Origin of the sequence: Psychrobacter sp. PL19, assembly GCF_017875835.1 — a bacterium.
Lineage (GTDB): Bacteria > Pseudomonadota > Gammaproteobacteria > Pseudomonadales > Moraxellaceae > Psychrobacter.
In genome coordinates this window covers 1947206-1968176 of record NZ_JAGING010000001.1, presented here as the reverse complement: position 1 = coordinate 1968176, position 20971 = coordinate 1947206, and the positions used below count along the sequence as shown (strand labels likewise).

The 20971-nt window shown below is 44.2% G+C and carries 14 protein-coding genes; 8 read left to right on the top strand and 6 right to left on the bottom strand.

Annotated features, from left to right (window positions below; genetic code table 11):
- Nucleotides 1-4 precede the first annotated feature (4 nt).
- Nucleotides 5-640 (top strand): glutathione S-transferase family protein, encoded by a 636-nt coding sequence (locus H4W00_RS08000; RefSeq protein ID WP_209957031.1) that lies wholly within the window; start codon nucleotides 5-7, stop codon nucleotides 638-640.
- A 390-nt stretch (nucleotides 641-1030) separates the two neighbouring features.
- On the opposite strand, the gene pdxH is transcribed toward H4W00_RS08000, so the two are convergent.
- From pdxH to cysS, 5 genes are all read right to left on the bottom strand, one after another.
- Nucleotides 1031-1702, bottom strand: coding sequence for a pyridoxamine 5'-phosphate oxidase (gene pdxH / locus H4W00_RS07995; RefSeq protein WP_209959072.1), 672 nt, complete (start codon nucleotides 1700-1702; stop codon nucleotides 1031-1033).
- Nucleotides 1703-1764: 62 nt separating this feature from the next.
- A complete protein-coding gene (gene glmM, locus H4W00_RS07990; protein ID WP_209957029.1) occupies nucleotides 1765-3138 on the bottom strand; it encodes a phosphoglucosamine mutase in 1374 nt (457 codons plus the stop codon).
- Between the two features lie 168 nt (nucleotides 3139-3306).
- On the bottom strand, nucleotides 3307-4779 hold the full coding sequence (gene guaB, locus H4W00_RS07985; RefSeq protein WP_201558144.1) for an IMP dehydrogenase: 1473 nt from the start codon (nucleotides 4777-4779) through the stop codon (nucleotides 3307-3309).
- Nucleotides 4780-5158: 379 nt separating this feature from the next.
- Nucleotides 5159-7171, bottom strand: a complete 2013-nt coding sequence (locus H4W00_RS07980) for a mechanosensitive ion channel family protein (RefSeq protein WP_334684921.1) — start codon at nucleotides 7169-7171, stop codon at nucleotides 5159-5161.
- Nucleotides 7172-7326: 155 nt separating this feature from the next.
- The gene (gene cysS, locus H4W00_RS07975; RefSeq protein WP_209957027.1) at nucleotides 7327-8790 is read right to left on the bottom strand and encodes a cysteine--tRNA ligase; all 1464 of its coding nucleotides are present in this window, start codon (nucleotides 8788-8790) and stop codon (nucleotides 7327-7329) included.
- 308 nt (nucleotides 8791-9098) lie between these two features.
- Here cysS and H4W00_RS07970 point away from each other — a divergent pair, with 308 nt between their 5' ends.
- Nucleotides 9099-9749 (top strand): cob(I)yrinic acid a,c-diamide adenosyltransferase, encoded by a 651-nt coding sequence (locus H4W00_RS07970; protein WP_209957024.1) that lies wholly within the window; start codon nucleotides 9099-9101, stop codon nucleotides 9747-9749.
- Nucleotides 9750-9940: 191 nt separating this feature from the next.
- Here the strand turns inward: H4W00_RS07970 and H4W00_RS07965 are convergent, their stop codons facing one another.
- On the bottom strand, nucleotides 9941-10906 hold the full coding sequence (locus H4W00_RS07965) for a hypothetical protein (protein ID WP_209957021.1): 966 nt from the start codon (nucleotides 10904-10906) through the stop codon (nucleotides 9941-9943).
- A 533-nt stretch (nucleotides 10907-11439) separates the two neighbouring features.
- On the opposite strand from H4W00_RS07965, the gene H4W00_RS07960 reads away from it, so the two are divergent.
- The 6 genes from H4W00_RS07960 (at nucleotide 11440) to H4W00_RS07935 (ending at nucleotide 20945) form a co-directional block, all read left to right on the top strand.
- Nucleotides 11440-12318, top strand: coding sequence for a glycerophosphodiester phosphodiesterase (locus H4W00_RS07960; protein WP_209957019.1), 879 nt, complete (start codon nucleotides 11440-11442; stop codon nucleotides 12316-12318).
- Nucleotides 12319-13003: 685 nt separating this feature from the next.
- Complete coding sequence (locus H4W00_RS07955; RefSeq protein WP_209959067.1) at nucleotides 13004-14200, top strand: acyl-CoA desaturase; 1197 nt, start codon at nucleotides 13004-13006, stop codon at nucleotides 14198-14200.
- Nucleotides 14201-14467: 267 nt separating this feature from the next.
- The gene (locus H4W00_RS07950; RefSeq protein ID WP_209957017.1) at nucleotides 14468-15979 is read left to right on the top strand and encodes a protein adenylyltransferase SelO; all 1512 of its coding nucleotides are present in this window, start codon (nucleotides 14468-14470) and stop codon (nucleotides 15977-15979) included.
- A gap of 323 nt (nucleotides 15980-16302) precedes the next feature.
- Nucleotides 16303-18636 carry an NADP-dependent malic enzyme gene (locus tag H4W00_RS07945; protein ID WP_209957015.1) on the top strand — a complete coding sequence of 778 codons (2334 nt, stop codon included), beginning with the start codon at nucleotides 16303-16305 and terminating at the stop codon, nucleotides 18634-18636.
- A gap of 191 nt (nucleotides 18637-18827) precedes the next feature.
- Nucleotides 18828-20078, top strand: a complete 1251-nt coding sequence (locus H4W00_RS07940) for a tRNA nucleotidyltransferase (RefSeq protein WP_209957013.1) — start codon at nucleotides 18828-18830, stop codon at nucleotides 20076-20078.
- A gap of 60 nt (nucleotides 20079-20138) precedes the next feature.
- Nucleotides 20139-20945 (top strand): pteridine reductase, encoded by an 807-nt coding sequence (locus tag H4W00_RS07935; RefSeq protein WP_209957012.1) that lies wholly within the window; start codon nucleotides 20139-20141, stop codon nucleotides 20943-20945.
- Nucleotides 20946-20971: the final 26 nt, after the last annotated feature.

Below are 20971 nucleotides of genomic sequence, written 5' to 3'. Positions count from 1 at the left end.
TACTATGATTCGCTTACACCACCTTAATCAATCACGTTCGCTACGCATTTTATGGCTCTTAGAAGAATTAGGTGAGCCGTACGAAATTATTAGTCATCAGCGAGATGCTAACACTTATCTGGCACCAGCCAGCTTAAAAGCCGTTCATCCTCTTGGCAAGTCGCCGGTCATCGAAATGGATGGTCAGTTATACTCAGAATCGGGTGCAATCACTGAATTATTGATTGAACGCTTTGCGCCAGATCGCTTGCGACCTGCTCTTAATAGTGCAGAATATGGTCATTATCTACAGTGGATTGACTTTGCTGAAAGCTCGCTAATGTTGCCATTGATGCTTGAATTGTTCACCAAAAAAGCAGGCATTCATGATAATGAGTTTTTGAATGGTTATATCGATAAAGAAAAGACCAGATTGTTCAAGTATTTGGATGCAGCGGTCGAGGGTAAGTCTTTCATTGTAGGCAATCAACTTAGCGGTGCTGACTTTATGCTGTCATTCGACTTGATCATTCTTGCTCAACGTCAGAAACTGGAGGCGTATCCGCATATTAGACAATACGCAGACAAGCTGGCCGGCCTTGACAGCTATCAGCGTGCGATGCGCCTTGAAGCTGATTATGATGAGACTAACCGTACTTAGACGCTGTTAGCAACGAGTGATAACTAAAGTTATGACAAAATAGCCCAGGCGAGTCTTGGGCTATTTTTTGGTTTTATCATACTGCTAATAATATTAGAGTGTGCCAGCAATCAGCTTGTGCAGGAGCTGTAATATGTTCCTATCCTCTCCATTGCTACAGACTATCGTTCGCTCATGACTACCGAATATCGATTTAAACCCCATGAACAGCCGTTTATGTTGGGTCCACCTGCCACTCCCGACCATCCCGTACCCCGTAAACAGCCACTCTTGACGTCATTATAAATATGACCTCTGAAGTGGCTTTTTTGTACAAATCACTAACTAGATTTTTATGCTTATGCTCATACTTATATTAGTGCTTAAACAAGCATCAGTGTCTGTAATCATTTATGGCAGTAGGCGTTTGGTGTTCCAACTTACGGCACTGTCATTACTGTCATCACTGCCACTATCGTCACGGCTATAGACGATACGGTCATGCATACGATTGGCCCGACCTTGCCAAAATTCAATTTCATTAACCGTAATCTCATAGCCGCCCCAAAACTCTGGAGTTGGCACTGAAGTATTTTCTGGGTAATCAGCTTGCAGCTGGTCGAAAGTCTGCTCCATTGCCTCACGACTGGCAACTTTGCCACTTTGTGGTTGACTGACCCACGCGCCGACTTGGCTGTCATGCGGACGTTTTTGGAAATAGGCGGATGATTTGTCCGCATCTATTTTAGCAATGCTACCACTGATACGAATTTGGCGCTCCAGCTCGTGCCAAAAGAACAACACTTCAGCATTGGGGTTTTCAGCGATATCTTGCGCTTTAGCACTTTCATAATTGGTATAAAATACCACGCCAGTTTCAGTAACTTCACGCATCAGTACAATACGCACACTGGGTTTATTATCAGCGCCGCAAGTGGCAAGACTCATCGCATAGGGCTCTTGTACTTGCTGCTCAGTCGCCTCCCCAATCCAGCCTTTCAATAGCTCAAACGGTGATGCGGGTACTAATTGTTGATCAAGGCTGCCTTTATCATAAGATAGACGCTGATCAGTAAAATCCATGCTCATAACTGTTCCTTATTATTCATACTTTTGTTGGTGGCTATGGTTAATTTTGATGGCAATCAGCCCAATACCGCTTTAATATGATTGGCCAAGCCATTGGCAATCATATCACATTCTATCTCATCATCTGACTCAACCATAACACGAATCATGGGCTCGGTACCCGACTGTCGAATCAGCAAGCGGCCACGTCCTTCTAGGGTGATACTCGCTTTTTCAAAGGCGACAATCAACTCTTCATACGCATAAGGATCCTGCATCTGAGATAAGCGTATATTAACCAATTTTTGTGGCAACACGTCAAAACCTTCAGTAAGGTAGCTGAGCGCTTTATTTTGCTCTTGCATGATTGCCAGCACTTGTAGGCCTGCAATAATAGCGTCCCCAGTACGGCTCTTGTCTAAACACAGAATATGCCCGGACGGTTCACCACCTAGTATCCAACCCTTGGCTTCTAGCTCTTGCATCACGTAGCGATCACCGACTTTTGCACGAACGAAACCAATGCCTTTTGCCTGTAGTGCCAGCTCTAGACCCATGTTGCTCATTAACGTACCCGCCACGCCAGCGACTCGCGTTTGACCTTGCGTGGCGAGCACATATAAAATACCGTCACCATCGACTAGCTTACCAGCTTCATCCACTAGCACGATGCGATCACCATCACCATCAAGACCAATGCCAATATCAGCATCATGGTCTAAAACGGCCTGTTGCAGCCCTTCAGGATGAGTGGAGCCACAATCAGCATTAATGTTTAAACCATCCGGCGTATTATTAATAGCAATTACGGTAGCGCCAAGTTCACGCATTACCCTAGGTGCCACACTGTAGCCGGCACCATTAGCACAATCTACCACTATTTTTAGTTGGCTTAAATCATGTTGATAAGGGAAACTGCCTTTACAGAACTCAATATAGCGACCTTTAGCATCGCCAATCCGATAATTTTTACCCAACTCTGCCGGATCGAGGATCGGCATCGATAAATGATTGCCTTCACCGTCAGTTGCACTCATGACAACTTTTAATTTATCGTTAATTGCATTTTGCATCTCATCAGTAAGCTTTTTACCATCTGCTGCAAAGAATTTGATGCCATTATCATAATAGGGGTTGTGCGACGCTGAGATTACCACGCCAGCATCTGCATGAAAGCTACGAGTTAAATGAGCAATGGCAGGTGTTGGCAAAGGTCCTAACAAATGGACATCTACCCCTGCCGCATTAAAGCCTGCTTGCAACGCGCCTTCAATCACGTAGCCTGAAAGCCGAGTATCTTTACCGATGACCACACTGGGTTTACGCTCAGGATTATCGTTATTTGCTATTAGCACCTGTCCAGTCGCATAGCCTAATTTTAAAATGAAATCAGGCGTAATAGGCATTTTGCCAAACTTGCCACGAATACCATCGGTGCCGAAGTAACTCATTATTAATAATCCCTATGTTAAAAGTGAAAGGCCAAACGTGCTCGCAGGCTAGAGTGTCTACTACTGTCTTATTTTACAAAAAAAACAGCCAACAATGAACGAGCATTGTGGGCTGTTTGTATCTTAAAATCTCTGACGTATAAATATTCACGCTTTTACCGCTGTCATTTAGTCGACTCGGTAGTTTGGTGCTTCTTTGGTAATCTGCACATCATGAACATGCGACTCTTTCATACCAGCAGATGTGACTTTGATAAACTGGGGTTTGCTACGCATCTCTTCAATAGTCGCACAGCCAGTATAGCCCATCGATGAGCGCAAGCCACCAACCAATTGGTTAACGATACCCGCTACTGGACCTTTATAAGGAACGCGACCTTCAATGCCTTCTGGAACCAGTTTTTCGACCCCATCTTTGGCATCTTGGAAGTAGCGATCTGATGAACCGTTCTGACCTGACATGGCACCTAGGCTACCCATACCGCGATAGGCTTTGTAATAGCGGCCTTGGAACAGCTCAACTTCACCTGGCGCTTCTTCTGTACCTGCCATTAGTGAACCGACCATGATGCACGAAGCGCCAGCAGCGATAGCTTTTGCCATATCTCCTGAATAGCGAATGCCGCCATCAGCAATCAGCGGAATGCTATCTTGTAATGCACTAGCTACGCTATCGATAGCTGATATTTGTGGCACACCAATACCAGCGATAATACGGGTAGTACAAATAGATCCTGGACCGATACCCACTTTAACGGCATCAGCACCAGCGTCACGTAGGGCTTTTGCCGCATCACCCGTTGCGATATTGCCACCGATAACTTGAACATGTGGAAAGTTCTTTTTGATCCAAGATACTTTATCAATCACGCCTTTTGAATGTCCGTGCGCTGTATCAACAACAATAACATCTACGTCAGCAGCGATTAAAGCTTCAACGCGCGCTTGGGTGTCTGCGCCAGTACCGACGGCCGCGCCAACACGCAAGCGACCATGATCATCTTTACAAGCATTTGGGTTGTTTTCAGCTTTAGCAAAGTCATTAACGGTAATCAGACCGCGCAGACGAAAGTCATCATCAATAACAATGACTTTTTCAATACGGTGTTCATGCAGTAGTTTCTTAATATTCTCGTTGCTTTCACCTTCATGAACGGTGACCAGCTGTTCTTTTGGGGTCATGATATGACTGACCGGTAATGATAAATTGGTTTCAAAACGCCAGTCACGATGAGTAACGATACCGACAACTTTATCAGTACCCTTCTCTACTACAGGCACACCTGAGATATTATTATCTTGGGTCAATCTTAATAGTTCACCAATAGTCATCTCTGGATGGACAGTAATAGGATCAACTACTGTACCCGCTTCGAATTTTTTGACGCGGCGCACTTGAGTGGCCTGCTTATCAATATCCATACTTTTATGCAAGATACCTAACCCACCTAACTGTGCCATAGTAATGGCCATTTCAGACTCAGTAACCGTATCCATAGCAGCAGAAATTAACGGTAAATTTAAGGTAATACTTTTGGTCAGGCGAGTAGACAGATCGGCAGTTTTTGGCAGGACTTCAGAATAGGCTGGTAACAATAAAACGTCATCAAAGGTGAAGGCTTCATGGACAATACGTAACATACATACCCCTAGCGGTGGTTATTTTGATGGGTGGGAGCTCAGTATTAAGGATCTCAATTAACAGTATGGCAGCCAGCAAACGCTAAATACAGATTCTAGATATAGGCGCTTACTAGAGTCAAAGGCTGTTTCAATGAGTGATCAATAATGCGGTAATACAAATGTAGCATCGACCGCTGCTTAATGACTCAGTTATCCCTTAAAAATAACGCCACATTATAACAAATAAGCCCGCCTCTCGCATAATAGTTTTGTCATCTCACTTTACAGCGGCGTATCTGTATTCCAATATTATATACTCAACTGACACTCAAATAAGTAAAGTTTATAATTTATGCCACTAAAGCAGCTTTTGGGGTAATGACCATCAAAAACATGTCTATTGATGGCTGTCTTTAAAGGTAAAACGCTCTGTTGGTAGATACTCTTTTTGTTCCTGATTAATATAGCTGAGCATTTCCTCACGCACACTGCTTGCTAATATCCAAGCATTGTAAGGACTATTTGCGGCCTGACTGCCCCTTATTTTGATACTATTTTCACTGACTGATACTACAAATAGCTCAGGCTCCGACTTCCCATCCCATAACTCATTCGCCTTGACCACTTCAATATATTTTTGGCGTATAGTGTCGATATCAGCACCATAATCAAGATGTAAATACACCACACCAGTTTGGTGCGATTCGGTATGCGACCAGTTTTCTATGATTTCAGTAATAAGATAGCGCATCGGGACAATTAAGCGCCGCTCATCCCAGGTTTTTAGCACCGCATAGGTATAGCGTAAATCTTCGATAGTACTCCAATGACCTTCCATCATCACTGTATCGCCAATGCGTACTGGCTGAGTGATTGCCACCTGTATACCCGCAATAATATTGCCCAAGCTAGGCTGCGCGGCAACACCAATAACCACACCAGCAATACCTGCTGAGGTCAATAAGGCCCTACCAAGCCCATTAATATTGGTAAATTCACTAAGGCCAATCCAAATACTGCCTAGGATCATCACAAAGATAAACATGCGCCGAAATACTGATGCATAAGTACGGCGGCGGCGTCCTTTATCGAAGTTCTCTTCACTTAAATTTTCAATTTGTAAATCTTGGTAGCGATTGGCAAAAAAGTTGATGACTCGTATGCCGAGCCGCAGCGCGCTGAATACCAGGCCAAGCCAAATAATCGGACGGGTGGAGGACGCCACGGCATCTAAATAAGGAAAGCCACCGGAGACTAGAGTGAATACTAAAGAAAAGCTGATGGTAAACGTCAACGGCACGGTCAACTTACTGACCAAGTCCGCCACACTATTACTACTGCCAACATCGATAGTGTATCTTTTGTCGGCTGCAAACCGGTTGATAATTTTTTCGGTTCCTGTGCTCAGTAACCAACCCACACCCATAGTAAATGAGAAAAATAAAACGAGCGCTAAAAATTCCCATACTGCAATACTAAAAAACCGTAACCCCATCCAAGTAGGTAAATAACGCTCAAACTGCGTGGGTTGATATTGATCATAAAGACTGTCGATATTACCGACCGTTTGCTCAGAAAACACCCAAATCGGCGCATTATCCTCAACTCGCACACGTTGTAAATACATAGGTACACGGCGCTCACGGTATTCCATGTATCCGAGCTGAATAGAACGTCTGGGAATACCTGTCACGCTGTTATTACTACCAAGAGGTGGTTCAATCAGACCATCAGGGCGATCGGGCAACTTATCAAAGACATATAGTTTTTTTTTGGTTAATAAAAAATCTAAACGCTTGGACAATTCAAGTGAGCGACTAAGCTGCACATCGCTATCAATCAAATTCATATTTAGCGCATAAGCGGCCAAATCAAACTGTTGCTTCATAATAGCCGACTGAAAAAACTCCAAAGTGGCCAGTGGCGTTGATAAATTAGGCGGCGTTGCTAATGGCGGTAACCCACTGTTGAGAGCGTCTAGCGGATAGTAGTTTTCATTGTACTCTCCTGTTAGGCTCGTCTCCCCTTGCAAATGCCCTGCTTGCTGCACAGCCGTTTGTTCAGTAGGGTTAATCGTTTCACGAGCTATTTCAGAGAGATCAATATTTTTATTTTTGATAGTTTCAATCTTCTGGGCGGCGTAATCAGCCAAGTTATCTGGCTCATTTTTGGTTGGTGCTGACGGATTGCGCTCTTCATTATCATTGGTAGCAGCCTGGGCAGGAATGTAAAGCAAACTAAGCAACATGACTAAAAAGCCAATCAATAATTTGACACTATTGCTATTAGCCTTATTAATAAAATTATTAATGTAGCAAGCATAAAGGTTGTTATCCGCCGCTTTTAATTCAGCATGATGAGTACAGAGATGACCAGTTTTAGTATTGATAAGCTTACAGTGGGTTTTCATAGCATTGAATTTATTGACCTAAATATTAATCCAATTTAAAACAGTCCGTAAAAAAAAGCCAGTGTAAGCTGACTTAATTTATTAGGGTTCGTATTTAATATGAAGTATTCGTATTAAATAGCGAAAAATAGCTTTTACAATCACGATAACAACCTTTAGGCGCGACGCCAGGTAGTGCCAGTGCGACTGTCTTCAAGCTCAATACCGGCCTCTTTCAACAGCACCCGAATCTCGTCGGCACGAGCAAAGTTTTTATTGGTTTTGGCATCGGCGCGTTCAATGATCAAATTATCAATATCAGAATCACTAAAGCTATCATCGCTCTCTTCACCGATAACGGCTTGTAAGAACTGCTGCACTGGCTGCTGTAATATATTGAGTACCTGTGCCAGAGCTTTTAACCGCTGCGCCAACTGCCATGCACTTTCCACGTCTTCAGCTTTAATAGCCTTATTAATGTCACGTGCCAGCCCAAATAAAATACTGATAGCAGCAGAGCTGTTAAAGTCATCATTCATGCCAGCGATAAACTCTTGTCCTGCCGTACTGGCATAAGCATTATTTATCAAGGTTTCGTTAACCTCTAATGCCTGTCCTTTTTGTCGCTCCGCGATCTTTAGCGCATGATATAGTCTGCTTAGGCTATTATGTGCTTCATCTAGGGCCACATCTGAGAAATTGACTTGGCTGCGATAATGGCTGGATAGTAGAAAGTAACGCACGGTTTCAGGATGGTATTTTGCCATCACATCGCGAATGGTAAAAAAGTTATGCAAAGACTTGGACATCTTTTCGCCATCGACGTTAATAAAGCCCACGTGCATCCAATTACGCGCGTACTCACAACCAGTAGCCGCTTCAGACTGCGCAATCTCATTTTCATGATGCGGAAACTGTAAATCGTGGCCACCACCGTGAATATCAAAAGTATTACCCAAGCATTTAGTCGACATCGCCGAGCACTCAATGTGCCAGCCCGGACGACCTTGGCCCCAAGGTGACGCCCACTGTGGTTCATTTGCTTTAGCCGCTTTCCATAACACAAAGTCAAATGGATTGCGCTTAACGTTTTCAACCTCGACCCGTGATCCAGCTTGCATCTCATCTAAGTTGCGCTTGGACAATTTGCCATAGTCAGCAAAGCTATCGACGGCATAATAGACATCACCATTATCAGCAGGATAGGCGTAATCGCCGGTGACTAGGGTCTCAATCATCTGCTGCATCTCATCAATATGATCAGTCGCGCGCGGTTCCGCATTAGGCGTTAAGCAACCAAGCGCGACGGCATCTTCGTGCATCGCTGCGATAAAGCGCTGGGTTAATACGCCAATATCTTCGCTATTTTCTGCAGCACGGGCAATAATCTTGTCATCAATATCGGTAATATTGCGGATATAATTGACCTCATAACCCAACTGCTTGAGCCAGCGTACCGCCAAATCAAAAGCCACTAGCACTCGCGCATGACCAATATGACAATAATCATAGACCGTCATGCCACACACATACATACCCACTTGACCAGCATTAAGCGGCGTGAATGTCTGCTTACGTCCAGTCATCGAATCATAGATGGACAACTGCGACATGGCATCGGCAAGTGGTGTGGTAGTCATAAAATAGCCTTTAGGTAAAAAATTAAATTAGGTGTTAACAACAGGAATAAAAATAAAAAAACGGGCAATAATGCAAAAAATAGCATGCAGACAGTCTAATATTAAAGTCTAAACGTAGCGCAGCATAATGTAACCAATCTAACGATCTCAACGACAATGGGTCTTAGCAAAATGTATCTTAGCGAAAATGCTTGTAAAATACTACAATGAGCTAGATTATGGCAGATGTTCACTTATAAACACTGAGTGTTAGAAACTTACCCCTCCCTATAAACTGCACGATAAATGAGTACACCTAAGGAAAAACAATGGGCAATCGCTTAAGTAAAATTTACACTCGTACTGGAGATGATGGCACCACCGGTATGGCCGATGGTAGCCGTGTCAGCAAGGCCGATGACTTATTCAGCGTGATGGGTGATGTCGACGAGCTTAACTCGCATATTGGCCTAGTACGGGCACACTTTGCCCAAGCGGTAGCCGCAGCGGATGCCAATACGCAGCCGTTACCTGACCGTCTACAACAACAGGAAGGGCAGCCAGCAGGCGCTGATTTTACCCAGGCCTTGGTTATTATCCAGCATCTATTATTCAATGTTGGTGGTGAGCTGGCGATGCCAGAGTATCAAGCGGTGTACGCCAGCCATATCGAGTGGTTAGAGCAGCAGATTGATGCCATGAATACCACTTTACCGCCGCTCAAAGACTTTATTTTGCCGACCGGTTCGGTATTGGTCAGCCAACTGCATGTCGCACGTTGTGTCTGCCGCCGTGCCGAACGCCAAGCAGTGATACTACAACAACAACGCCCACAAGCCATTCGTAGCACTGCAGTAAGCTTAATCAATCGACTGTCTGATTGGTTATTTGTAGCTGCTCGCTTCTGCACTGACCCTGAGCAAGTTTCTGAAGTCTTATGGGACAGCCAAGTTTTACAAAAACTTGAGGGTAATGAATAGCTGCATTGTTACTGGCTAAAAACCTTACGGTTGTAACTGAAAATGTTTTTTGCCAAAACGCCCGCAACTTTAGTCAGTTGCGGGCGTTTTATTTTTATACTATTTTTACACTATTTTTTTACATCAATTTTTGCATCAATATCAAATTATAAACCAATAACAAATTCTTAAATTAAGCACAAAGTGAACCTTTAATAGGTGGCGCTATCATCTTCGATAATGACCATATCAATACTATCATCTTTTGGCACCGACGCTGGAGCAGTAGGTGTGGCTGGCGCTTTAGCATCAGTACTCGGCGTTACAGCCTCTTGAGGGGTATTTGAAGTACTGCCTGGTGTGCTGTCTTGATTAATGGTGGGCGGAGTCGCAGGCTGTGCAGGCGTAGATGGTGTTACCGGCTTAGGCTGACGAGTAGTCTGAGTTTGGTTGCTACTGGCATTATTATTTTGCGTAGCGTCGCGGCGACGGGGCGCTTCTTGAGCAGGGCTCGGCGTACGCTGACTGTCCATAGCTGACTTTAAAACCGAACTTGCCATGACATCTGCCACTACTGTAATCAGTGCGGGCTGTCCGGCAATACGGGTGCGTACTTGGCCACCTTGAGTGCTCACGACATAAGAAAAGGCATCATCAACCAGCATATTGTTATTGATACGAATATTATCCTGAGCGAGACGAGTTTGTAAGCTGGCCTGATTATTCGCCGCTTGTACTTGACTGGCTTGATACAGATCTTCACTAGGCAAGGTCATGCTGACACTAGCCTGACAGGTGGTCATGCCATTGGCGTTGGCTTCTTGCAGGATTGCCGCATTTTGCACATCAATGAGAATACCGTTTACTTTCCCATTAACTGTGGCACCGCTTAAACTAATTTCTGCACTGTTGGCATAACTGGCGGCTAACGTTTGCGCCTGCTGATTGAGCGTAATTTTTAGCGCAGTTTTGAGACGGTCTTGTACCATCGGGTCATCACAATTAATAGCAGGAGCGACCGCACTATCATTAGTGACGGGTTGCTCGATAGCAGCATCTGTATCTTTACTGTCCTCAACCTCATCTGAGCGGCTACACCCAGCAACTGCCAATCCGCATATCATACCGATACCGGCGACTTGCTGCCATTTGATCCATTTATTACTCGCTGCGCTCATACTTAATTTACTCCCGATTTACTGATACGTGCCACTGTCTATGGACAGTGTTTGATATCTATACCGCAACAACCGCTACGATAGATTTAAAAACCAAACCATTATACGAGGTTTGAATAAGGTGGTCATCAGTGTAGCTCATTGATATGCAAATAAAATCCATCAACGGCCTTAAAACCTACCTTTGGTTGCAAAAACATAACAAACCCTCATATTAATCCTTAACCCCTACTACCGATTTGGCAAATCATTGAATATTAAGAGCAACATAGCCATTACCAATAGATAGATAAACCACTGTTTGCTTATCTGAAATCCATGCAGCATGGTTTAAAAGATCGCTATGTTTAGTAGCTAACAATATTTTCGTTTAACAGCTCATTAGATTTTCGCCAGATCTTGTTATATCCTGTTAGGACGTGTTGGACATTTTTTCGCCATTAATTTACCCCCAATGTTCAGCAGACCCTGTTAGGCGTTACAAGTTATTAACTTGTATGGACTCACTTAAAAAAAGGGAGTGGTTAATCATCATGATAAACCTTGAAAACACGCAACTGATTGGTCATCGTGGCGCTCGCGGCGAAGTGCTAGAGAATACCTTGTCTGGATTTCAGCATGCTTCTCGCTTGAGGCCGCGTGGCTTGGCAGGAATTGAGTTTGACGTACAGCTGACAGCTGACGAGCATTTAGTGATCTTTCATGATGAAACCCTACAGCGCTTATGCGGTTTGCAATCCCGTATTGATCAATTGAGCCTGATTGAAATTCAGCGTCAACTGCAATCAGGACATCAGATCATCAGTCTAGACATGCTGGCGCAAGCACTGCCATTATCAGTGCAAGCACTGCCTTCCTCCACGCCACAGAAACACACGCTAAATAACTTATTTGGTGGGTCTAGATTTGATGGGTCTAGGTTTGCTGGGGCTAGGTTTTCTGACAATACTAATGATGATTCCCTAACAACAGCCGTGCATAAACTCGCACAATTTACCCATATTGAACTAGAAATTAAAACGCACCCCCGCACTAATTATTCAAAATTAGTTGGGGCGTTAGCGCGCTACTTGGTAGATACCCCACTTGCTGGGCTACCTATTGTGCTCACCAGCTTTGATCTACAACTACTCGCTCAGCTGCAGCGCAATAAATTATTGACCCATATGCCCAGAGGCTTACTGGCACACACACCAGAATTATTGGCGACTGCGCCCAATAAGGCATTGCAACTGGGCTGCACTCGACTTGGGGTCTATTATCCCCTACTGACTCAGTCAGTCATCCAACATTGCCACCGTCACAATTTACCAGTGAGCGCTTGGACAGTAAATGATATTGACAGTATTAAACAACTTGTGAAATGGCAAGTCGATGTGATTATTACCGATATCCCAACTCAACTATTATAAATACCTAACAAATATTCATATTATAAATATCCAATTGTCATAATTATAAATACCTAGTTATTATAGATGAGTCGTTTTTACTAATAGAGGGCTGCCATGAATATTTAATGTTTATGACTGGTCTGTATTACTTAAATCATGATCAATCGTTGGCGTTAATAAGACGTTGATTACTGTTCAGTTATTATGAATAAATCGTTAGTTTTACTACGATAAAAGCTATTGATATTTACGGCTCTAAAACCTTACAACAGACCTTAGATACGGTGTTAAAAATTTAACATATCTTGGGTGCTACTTACACTTTTACTCAATACCTGGTAGGTGACGCGATATTCACAGCAATAACTTGTATATATCTATACAAGTTATTGTTATCTAGCAATATTTTTATAGTGCATAGGTGTTCACTTTCTTCTCTTTTTGATGTAATATAGGGTATTGAAGTTAATACCGTTAGGGATATTATATGATTGCAAAAAAAGCACTTGGCTTACCGCTTAAAGGCTTACGTTTCGCTATCAAATCTGGCAGCACACTAGTGCAGAATGCCACTATTCAAGCGACGCGCTTTAAAACGCGGTTCGACGATAACAAGGCGAATAACGCACTCAATGAGCAGCGCGCAGCCACTAGTGACTATACCAATAATTCGTCTGCCTCTACCAAGAGCGGCGATGTCTCTATGAGCGAGACCATCGACGTGCGTGAACTTGAGTTCACAAAAGCACCGATTAATTGGATACCCGCAGCGATCTTGGTAGCCACGCCGCTTGCTGCTGCAGTCATTACTCCTTGGTATCTAATGACCCATCAAGTCAGCGCACCCGTTTGGGGCGTATTCGGCGTCTTGATGGTCTATACAGGTATGAGTATTACTGCAGGCTATCACCGTCTATTGTCGCATCGTTCTTATAAAGCGCATCCGATAGTCAAAAACTTCCTATTACTGGGCTCTACACTAGCGGTACAGGGCTCTGCGTTTGACTGGGTTTCTGGGCACCGTAGCCATCACCGTCATGTTGATCACAAGTTAAATGACCCGTACTCAGCACGGCGCGGCTTTTGGTTCAGTCACGTGGGTTGGATGCTACGCAACTATCCTAGTGGTAAGTTTGATTATAAAAACATCCCTGATTTGACCAAGGATAGAACCTTACAAATTCAGCATAAGTATTATGGTCTGTGGGTGGTAGCGGCTAACGTCGGCTTAGTAGCCGCCATTGGTTGGTTGATTGGTGACGTTTGGGGTACCTTAGTACTGGCCGGTTTGCTACGTTTGGTACTGACCCATCACTTCACTTTCTTCATTAACTCATTGTGTCATATGTTTGGAACGCGTCCTTATACCGATACCAACAGTGCCCGTGATAACTCTATATTAGCGATCTTTACCTGGGGTGAGGGTTATCATAACTATCATCACTTCTTCCAGTATGACTATCGTAATGGTGTGAAATGGTGGCAGTATGATCCAACTAAATGGTTAATCGCTGGTTTGTCAAAAGTGGGCTTAACGACTGAGTTACGTACTATTGATGACACCACTATCAAGCATGCTGAAGTACAAATGCAGTTCAAACAAGCGCATCAACACATCGATACGGCAAATGCGGATGGCATTGATATTCCTCATGCCATGCAAAGCTTCCAAGATCGTATTAAATTTGAATACGATGCCTTCACCCAAACGGTTGAAGAATGGCAAGCGCTGAAAGCCAAAGCTATCGAAATGAAAAAGACTGAGTTCGCTGACCGTTTGCATGAAGTCGATGACAACCTCAAGTTTGAATATGCCAAGATCGAGCAAAAGATTCATGAGCATAATGACAACTTGAAAACAGCGTTCCGCTCTATCGGCCAGAGCAGTAAAGCCGCTTAAAGCTGACTGAACCTAGACGTCACTGTTTAGTTAAGCGTTACTGTTCTCAGTCGGATTAGTGTACTTATTACAACGTTTCTCCTTCCCCCTCATCTACTATGGATGAAGGGGGTTTTTTTGTTTAGAGCTTGGTAAAAAAGTTAAAGAACAGTATAAAATAGGCTAACAAAAAATAGATTACAAGACCGTGACAGTGTAGCTCGATGCCGTATTAAGCCTATGTTATAGTGGTTTTATCTACCTTATGTTTTAATGGAAATACCTGATATGCGCTATCAAAACACCTACGCCAAATTAGATCCACGTCTTCATCATAAGCAACCGCCAACACCACTTGATAACCCACGTGTCGGTCATTTTAATACTCAAGTTGCAGAGCAATTAGGCTGGGCAGAAAACAGCGATTTAATGGCTCGCTGGGTTGATATTATCGGTGGTCATTACCTACCTGCCGAATTTGAACCTTTGGCGATGGCCTATGCCGGTCATCAATTCGGTCAATGGGCGGGGCCATTGGGTGATGGTCGCGGCTTATTAATGGCCCAAGTACTAGATAGTAATGATAATTTACAAGATTTGCATCTTAAAGGCTGCGGTCTGACACCCTACTCTCGCATGGGTGACGGACGGGCGGTCTTACGCAGTACTATAAGGGAATATTTGGGTGGTCATGCCCTAACTCAACTTGGGGTTCCCTCCTCTAATGCGCTCGGCTTTGTGGTATCTGATACACCTATCCGCCGTGAGCGTATGGAAGCCGGTGCCGCATTGATGCGGGTCGCTGACAGCCATATTCGTCTCGGTCATATCGAATGGATTGCTAGCTTTGCTCCTGACTTACTCAGCGAGTTCACTGATTATATGATCGATACTTATTATCCAGAGTGCCGCGATAGTGAGACGCCAGTACTGGCTTTCTTACAAGCGGTAGTCCAACGTACAGCACGAATGATTGCTGACTGGCAACTGACTGGCTTTGCTCATGGGGTAATGAATACCGATAATCTGTCTATCACTGGCAGCACGTTAGACTTTGGCCCGTTTGGCTTTATGGAGCGCTTTGATCCGGCGTGGATTAATAACCATTCTGACCATGGTGGGCGTTATGCTTATCAGAACCAGCCGGCTATCGGCCATTGGAACCTTAATGTGTGGCTACCACACTTTATGCGCTTAACCCAAGCGGGCGTGACTCGTGATAGTTTGGCTGAATGCCTGGCCCCTTATGAGCCCACCTTTATGCAGCACTATCAGCAAGGGCTGTGCCGTAAGTTAGGATTACCGCACCAGTCAGCCAGTTTGACCTTGGCCTTTGAGTGGCTAACCTTGTTAGAAGACAACTTACTCGACTACACCAACAGCTTTCGGGCGCTACTGGGTTTGGTCGCGCCAGATGACCACCCCCATGAGCAACAGCTACTAGCAACCATGGTCTCTGAGCTTGACGGTGAGGCGCTACAAGTATGGCAAGAGTGGCGTACGCGCTATCTGACACAGATTGAGCAACAAAGCGAGCTATCAAGTACCAATATATCAAATGCTAATATGTCAACTTCCGAGGTCATTAAAGGGTTACAGAACAACAATCCCGTTTATGTCTTGCGCAATAGCATGGCGCAACACGCTATTGACGCTGCTGAACAAGGACAGTTTGAAGAAGTGGCACGTTTATACACGTTGCTCGCCAGTCCTTATCACGTACAAGATATTGCCACTGAACGTGATAGTAGCCCGCCGGCTCCTCATGCACCGCAACTGCCGATCAGCTGCTCATCATAAGGTTTATGATGAGTATTGATTGATATTTGTTTACTAGTTTGGTAAAAAATTAGTATTATCAACTGGCTAAATGTTCAATATCAATTTATTATATTATCTGCGTGTTTCATCTCGGTTGGCTAGCCAGCGAATTGCTAATAATGCTAGAATAACTGTCTCACAAGATTGCTGTTTTTTACGCTGATTTCCAACCGCCAAGCGCTACCCTCTCAATTTAACGGCCCCCTCCAATCATCACATGCAATAATGATTGTGAGGGCTAAACGTTAGTTTTTTTATCACTGTTTGTTTTATTCCAATTTCTTCTAACCATGGCAATTACTATGAATGACGATACCAACCTGAATACGGATAACCCTAATACGGAAAGAGAGCAGTTTGAACAGGCTGCCTTACATTACCATTCACACCCAAGACCGGGTAAAATTTCGGTCACGCCTATCAAGCAGTTGGCCAATCAACGTGACCTGGCCTTGGCTTATTCACCTGGTGTGGCAGTACCTTGTCTTGAGATCCAAAGAGATCCAACGCTAGCCGCCAAATATACCGCACGTAGCAATCTAGTAGGTGTTATCACTAACGGTACCGCGGTATTAGGTTTGGGTAATATCGGTCCATTGGCCTCAAAGCCGGTGATGGAAGGTAAAGGGGTTTTATTCAAAAAATTCGCTGGTATCGATGTTTTTGACATTGAAATTGCCCAGAATGATCCAGACAAGTTCATCGAAGCCGTTGCTGCTCTTGAGCCCACATTTGGTGGTATTAACCTAGAAGATATCAAAGCCCCAGAATGTTTCAAAATTGAGCGCGAATTGCGCAAACGTATGAACATTCCAGTTTTTCATGATGATCAGCACGGTACCTCAATTATTGTTGCGGCCGCCATGCTTAACAGTTTATTACTCACTGGCAAAAAAATTGAAGATCTCAAAATTATCTGTTCAGGCGCAGGCGCAGCAGCAATTTCATGCTTGAATCTTATTTGCGCCCTTGGTGTGCAAAAAGATAATATCTACGTTTCTGACTCACGCGGTATCATTACTACTAGCCGTGACAATCTAGATGAATCAAAACAGCTTTATGCCCGTGACACCGAAGCCACTACCATTGACGAATTGATTGATGATGTGGATATGTTCCTAGGGCTATCTATGCCAGGGATCTTGACCGCCGATATGGTTCGCCGTATGGCAAAAGATCCAGTTATCTTTGCCCTTGCCAACCCAACGCCTGAAATTATGCCTGAAGAGGCACATGCAGTACGTTCAGACATCATCATGGCAACGGGTCGCTCAGACTATCCAAACCAAGTTAATAACGCGTTGTGTTTCCCTTATATCTTCCGTGGCGCATTAGATGTTGGTGCAACGACTGTTAACGAAGAGATGAAAATTGCCTGCGTGCGCGCAATTGCTGCTATGGCACATGTTGAGTCAACGCCAACTAACAACGTTAAAGACATCGAGAGCATGCAAAGCTTTGGTAGAGACTACTTGATCCCAGGTCCACTGGAGCCAAACCTGATCATCGAAATCGCTCCTGCCGTCGCTAAAGCCGCGATGGATTCAGGCGTTGCTACCTTACCAATTGAAGATCTTGATGCCTATCGTCAGCGTCTGTCTGAGTTTGTCTATAACTCAGCCTTTGTTATGAAACCAATCTTTGCCCGCGCTAAATCAGACCCAAAACGTATCGTCTACTGCGAAGGTGAAGACAGTAATATATTACTAGCCGTACAAGTAGTGGTCGATGAACAGCTCGCCCAACCAATCTTAGTCGGTCGCCCTTCAGTTATCGAAAACAATATTGCCAAGCTAGCGCTACGTTTAAAAGATGGCGTCAACATCACTATCGTTAACATTGATGATGATCCACGCTATAAAGACTATTGGCAGGGCTATTATGACAAGAACAAACGTAACGGAGTCAGTATCGAGCTTGCACGCCGTGATGTGCGACGCAAAACGTCATTAATCGGTGCGCTACTAGTCGAAAACGGCGATGCGGATGGCATGATTTGCGGTACATTTGGTCACTATCAACTGCATTTAAAATACGTTCAAAACGTCATTGGCAAAAAACAAGGCGTTAGCGACTTTTATGCGATGAATGCGGTCTTGATGCAAGATCGTAATATCTTTATTGCCGATACTTATATCCATGAAGATCCTACTGCTGAGCAATTGGCTGAAATGACAGTATTGGCTGCGGATCAATTACGCCGCTTTAGTATTACCCCACGAGTCGCACTAGTATCGCACTCTAACTTTGGTACTTCTGATCGCGCCAGCGCCGTGAAAATGCGCAAGGTATATGAACTGTTGACAAAAATGAATGTTGATTTTGATTTTGACGGCGAAATGCAAGGCGATGCAGCTCTTGACGAACGTATTCGCATAGAGGACTTGCCATCAAGTCAATTTAAAGGGGCAGCGAACTTGCTGATCTTACCGACGCTAGATGCGGCGAATATCTCCTTTAACCTGCTCAAAACAGCAACCGGTAGCGCGTCTATTGGTCCTATTCTGTTAGGTTCCAATAAACCAGTACATATCCTAACACCATCAGCGACCGCGCGCCGTGTGGTCAACATGACTGCCCTTGCGGTCACTGAAGCCCAAGATTTAGAAAGCGAGGCCGCCGCCGCTAAGGCATAATGAGCACTAAATAAAATGGATACGCATATATACCACTCTGCTACTATTATTAATTGATGGTAGCAGTCTGTTATACTAAAACCAGTCAGTGCCATTGCAATAACGGCGCTGACTGGTTTTTTTTGGCCAAAATAGCGATAGCAAGATAACTATAACCAAGCAGCTATAACAAAATAGCGCAAGAGGGTGCAATGCAAGTCTATCTGGTTGGTGGTGCGGTACGTGATCAGCTATTAGGACGTCCGATCAAAGATAAGGACTTCGTAGTGGTGGGTAGCACCGTGGCCGAAATGCTGGCAGCTGGCTTTCAGCAAGTAGGTGCAGACTTTCCGGTGTTTTTACATCCCACGACTCGAGAAGAGTATGCCCTCGCACGTACTGAACGTAAGCTTGGCCATGGCTATCAAGGCTTCAGTGTTCATGCCAGCTCGGACGTCACTTTGGAACAGGATCTGCAACGTCGTGATTTGACCGTCAATGCGATGGCTATTGAGGTAGTAAGCCTCATTGATGACAGTCCTGTTGACGGTGAAGTGATTGATTATTATAGTGGACTAAAAGATATTAATGGCAAAACATTGCGCCATATATCAAGTGCCTTTAGCGAGGATCCATTAAGGGTCCTTAGAACCGCCCGCTTTTATGGTCGCTATTATGATTTAGGGTTTACCATCGCTGATGAGACGCTCACTTTGATGCGAGAATTGGTAAGCTCGGGTGAGCTGGCACATTTGAGTGCTGAACGTATTTGGCAAGAATCGAGCCGGGCAATGATGCAGACCTCCCCTCATGTCTATTGGCAGCAGCTCTATGAGAGCGGTGTATTGAACGTCTATTTTGTCCCTCTAAATCATGCTTGGGATATTGTTCAGGTACGAGAGACGGTACAGACGGCGCTGTACTTCGCCGGTCAAATGCGATTGAATTTATCACAGCGCTGGTCGCTATTAATGGCCAGTCTGAATCAATCGTTATTTAAGTCAAAATCAGACGATTTAAAACTGTCTGCTACTGCAAATTCGGATATTGCTATTGATAAAACCTTGAATGAAACTAGTAATAAAATGCATGATGCAGCAAAAAATATCACTAAAATAGGCAATCAGATTAAAGTACCCAAAGCACAGACTCAGTTTGCCACTTTATTCATTCAGCAAGCCAAAAATTTAAGCATCATAAACCAGCTAACGGCAGCAGAAAAAATCGACCTTATCCAAGCCTGTAGCGCACACAAAGAGCCCGATAAACTCTCGCAACTACTGGTTACTAGCCAAGTATTACAATTGGCACAACAGCAGCGTCAGATGATGCTAGCGCTTAATAGCTTCCATGCTATTAGTATGGATGACATCGCACTAGATTTGAAAGGTGTTGCTATTGGAAAGGCGCTACGTCGAACGCGGATTGAGCACTTACAAACGCAGAGTACGCTCGAAAAATAATCTAAGAAACAACCTAAGAAATAACCTATAAATAACCACTCATAAATAAACAGTACCGCTATGAATCAGTTAGCCAATCGTGCCAAGACCATAAACCCTGTGGCGCCAGTCATGCTAGTCACTGGTGGCGCTAAGCGTATTGGCGCCGCTATTGTTCGTGCAGCTCACCATCAAGGCTATCGAGTCATTATTCATTGCCATCATAGTCGACGAGAGGCGGATACATTAGCAGAAGTGCTAAATAACACCCGTAACAATAGTACCTCGGTGATAGTTGCAGATTTAGACGTGGTTAATACCCCTGCTGCCTTACAACAGTTCACCCAAACTATCATCGCTACTTTTGGCCAGTTGGACGTGCTGGTACACAATGCGTCGCGATTTTACCCCAGTCCTATTGGTAGCATTGAGCATGAGCAATGGGATGAATTGCTTTTGACTAACGCTAAAGCACCCTTATTCCTTAGCCAAGCATTACACCCCTATTTAAAGATCCAGGGCGGCAACATTATCAGCTTACTTGACATTCACGCTCATGATAAGCCGTTTGGCAATTATGCCGTGTACAATATGGCAAAAGCAGCACACCGAATGATGGTCAAATCTTTGGCGCTAGATATGGCACCTCATGTGCGCGTTAATGGTGTCGCTCCAGGGGTTAATGTATTACCAGAATCAAATAGTGATCAAGCACTTGATGCAAGCCAGCAGCAAAACATCATCGCCTCCATCCCTATGCAGCGGATAGGAATACCTGATGATATTGCCCATAGTGTGCTCTATTTAGCACAAGCTGGTTACGTCACTGGCGAGATTATTACTGTAGATGGTGGTCGCAGTTTGACCTTGGCTGGTAGTGGTTTTTAGAGAAAATGTTACTAATTAAGCAATAT

Excerpts from the sequence above, each read along its gene's own strand:
- H4W00_RS08000 (WP_209957031.1), top strand. The coding sequence starts at position 5 with ATGATTCGCTTACACCACCTTAATCAATCACGTTCGCTACGCATTTTA.
- pdxH (WP_209959072.1), bottom strand. The coding sequence starts at position 1,702 with ATGGATTTTACTGATCAGCGTCTATCTTATGATAAAGGCAGCCTTGAT.
- glmM (WP_209957029.1), bottom strand. The coding sequence starts at position 3,138 with ATGAGTTACTTCGGCACCGATGGTATTCGTGGCAAGTTTGGCAAAATG.
- guaB (WP_201558144.1), bottom strand. The coding sequence starts at position 4,779 with ATGTTACGTATTGTCCATGAAGCCTTCACCTTTGATGACGTTTTATTG.
- H4W00_RS07980 (WP_334684921.1), bottom strand. The coding sequence starts at position 7,171 with ATGAAAACCCACTGTAAGCTTATCAATACTAAAACTGGTCATCTCTGT.
- cysS (WP_209957027.1), bottom strand. The coding sequence starts at position 8,790 with ATGACTACCACACCACTTGCCGATGCCATGTCGCAGTTGTCCATCTAT.
- H4W00_RS07970 (WP_209957024.1), top strand. The coding sequence starts at position 9,099 with ATGGGCAATCGCTTAAGTAAAATTTACACTCGTACTGGAGATGATGGC.
- H4W00_RS07965 (WP_209957021.1), bottom strand. The coding sequence starts at position 10,906 with ATGAGCGCAGCGAGTAATAAATGGATCAAATGGCAGCAAGTCGCCGGT.
- H4W00_RS07960 (WP_209957019.1), top strand. The coding sequence starts at position 11,440 with ATGATAAACCTTGAAAACACGCAACTGATTGGTCATCGTGGCGCTCGC.
- H4W00_RS07955 (WP_209959067.1), top strand. The coding sequence starts at position 13,004 with ATGAGCGAGACCATCGACGTGCGTGAACTTGAGTTCACAAAAGCACCG.
- H4W00_RS07950 (WP_209957017.1), top strand. The coding sequence starts at position 14,468 with ATGCGCTATCAAAACACCTACGCCAAATTAGATCCACGTCTTCATCAT.
- H4W00_RS07945 (WP_209957015.1), top strand. The coding sequence starts at position 16,303 with ATGAATGACGATACCAACCTGAATACGGATAACCCTAATACGGAAAGA.
- H4W00_RS07940 (WP_209957013.1), top strand. The coding sequence starts at position 18,828 with ATGCAAGTCTATCTGGTTGGTGGTGCGGTACGTGATCAGCTATTAGGA.
- H4W00_RS07935 (WP_209957012.1), top strand. The coding sequence starts at position 20,139 with ATGAATCAGTTAGCCAATCGTGCCAAGACCATAAACCCTGTGGCGCCA.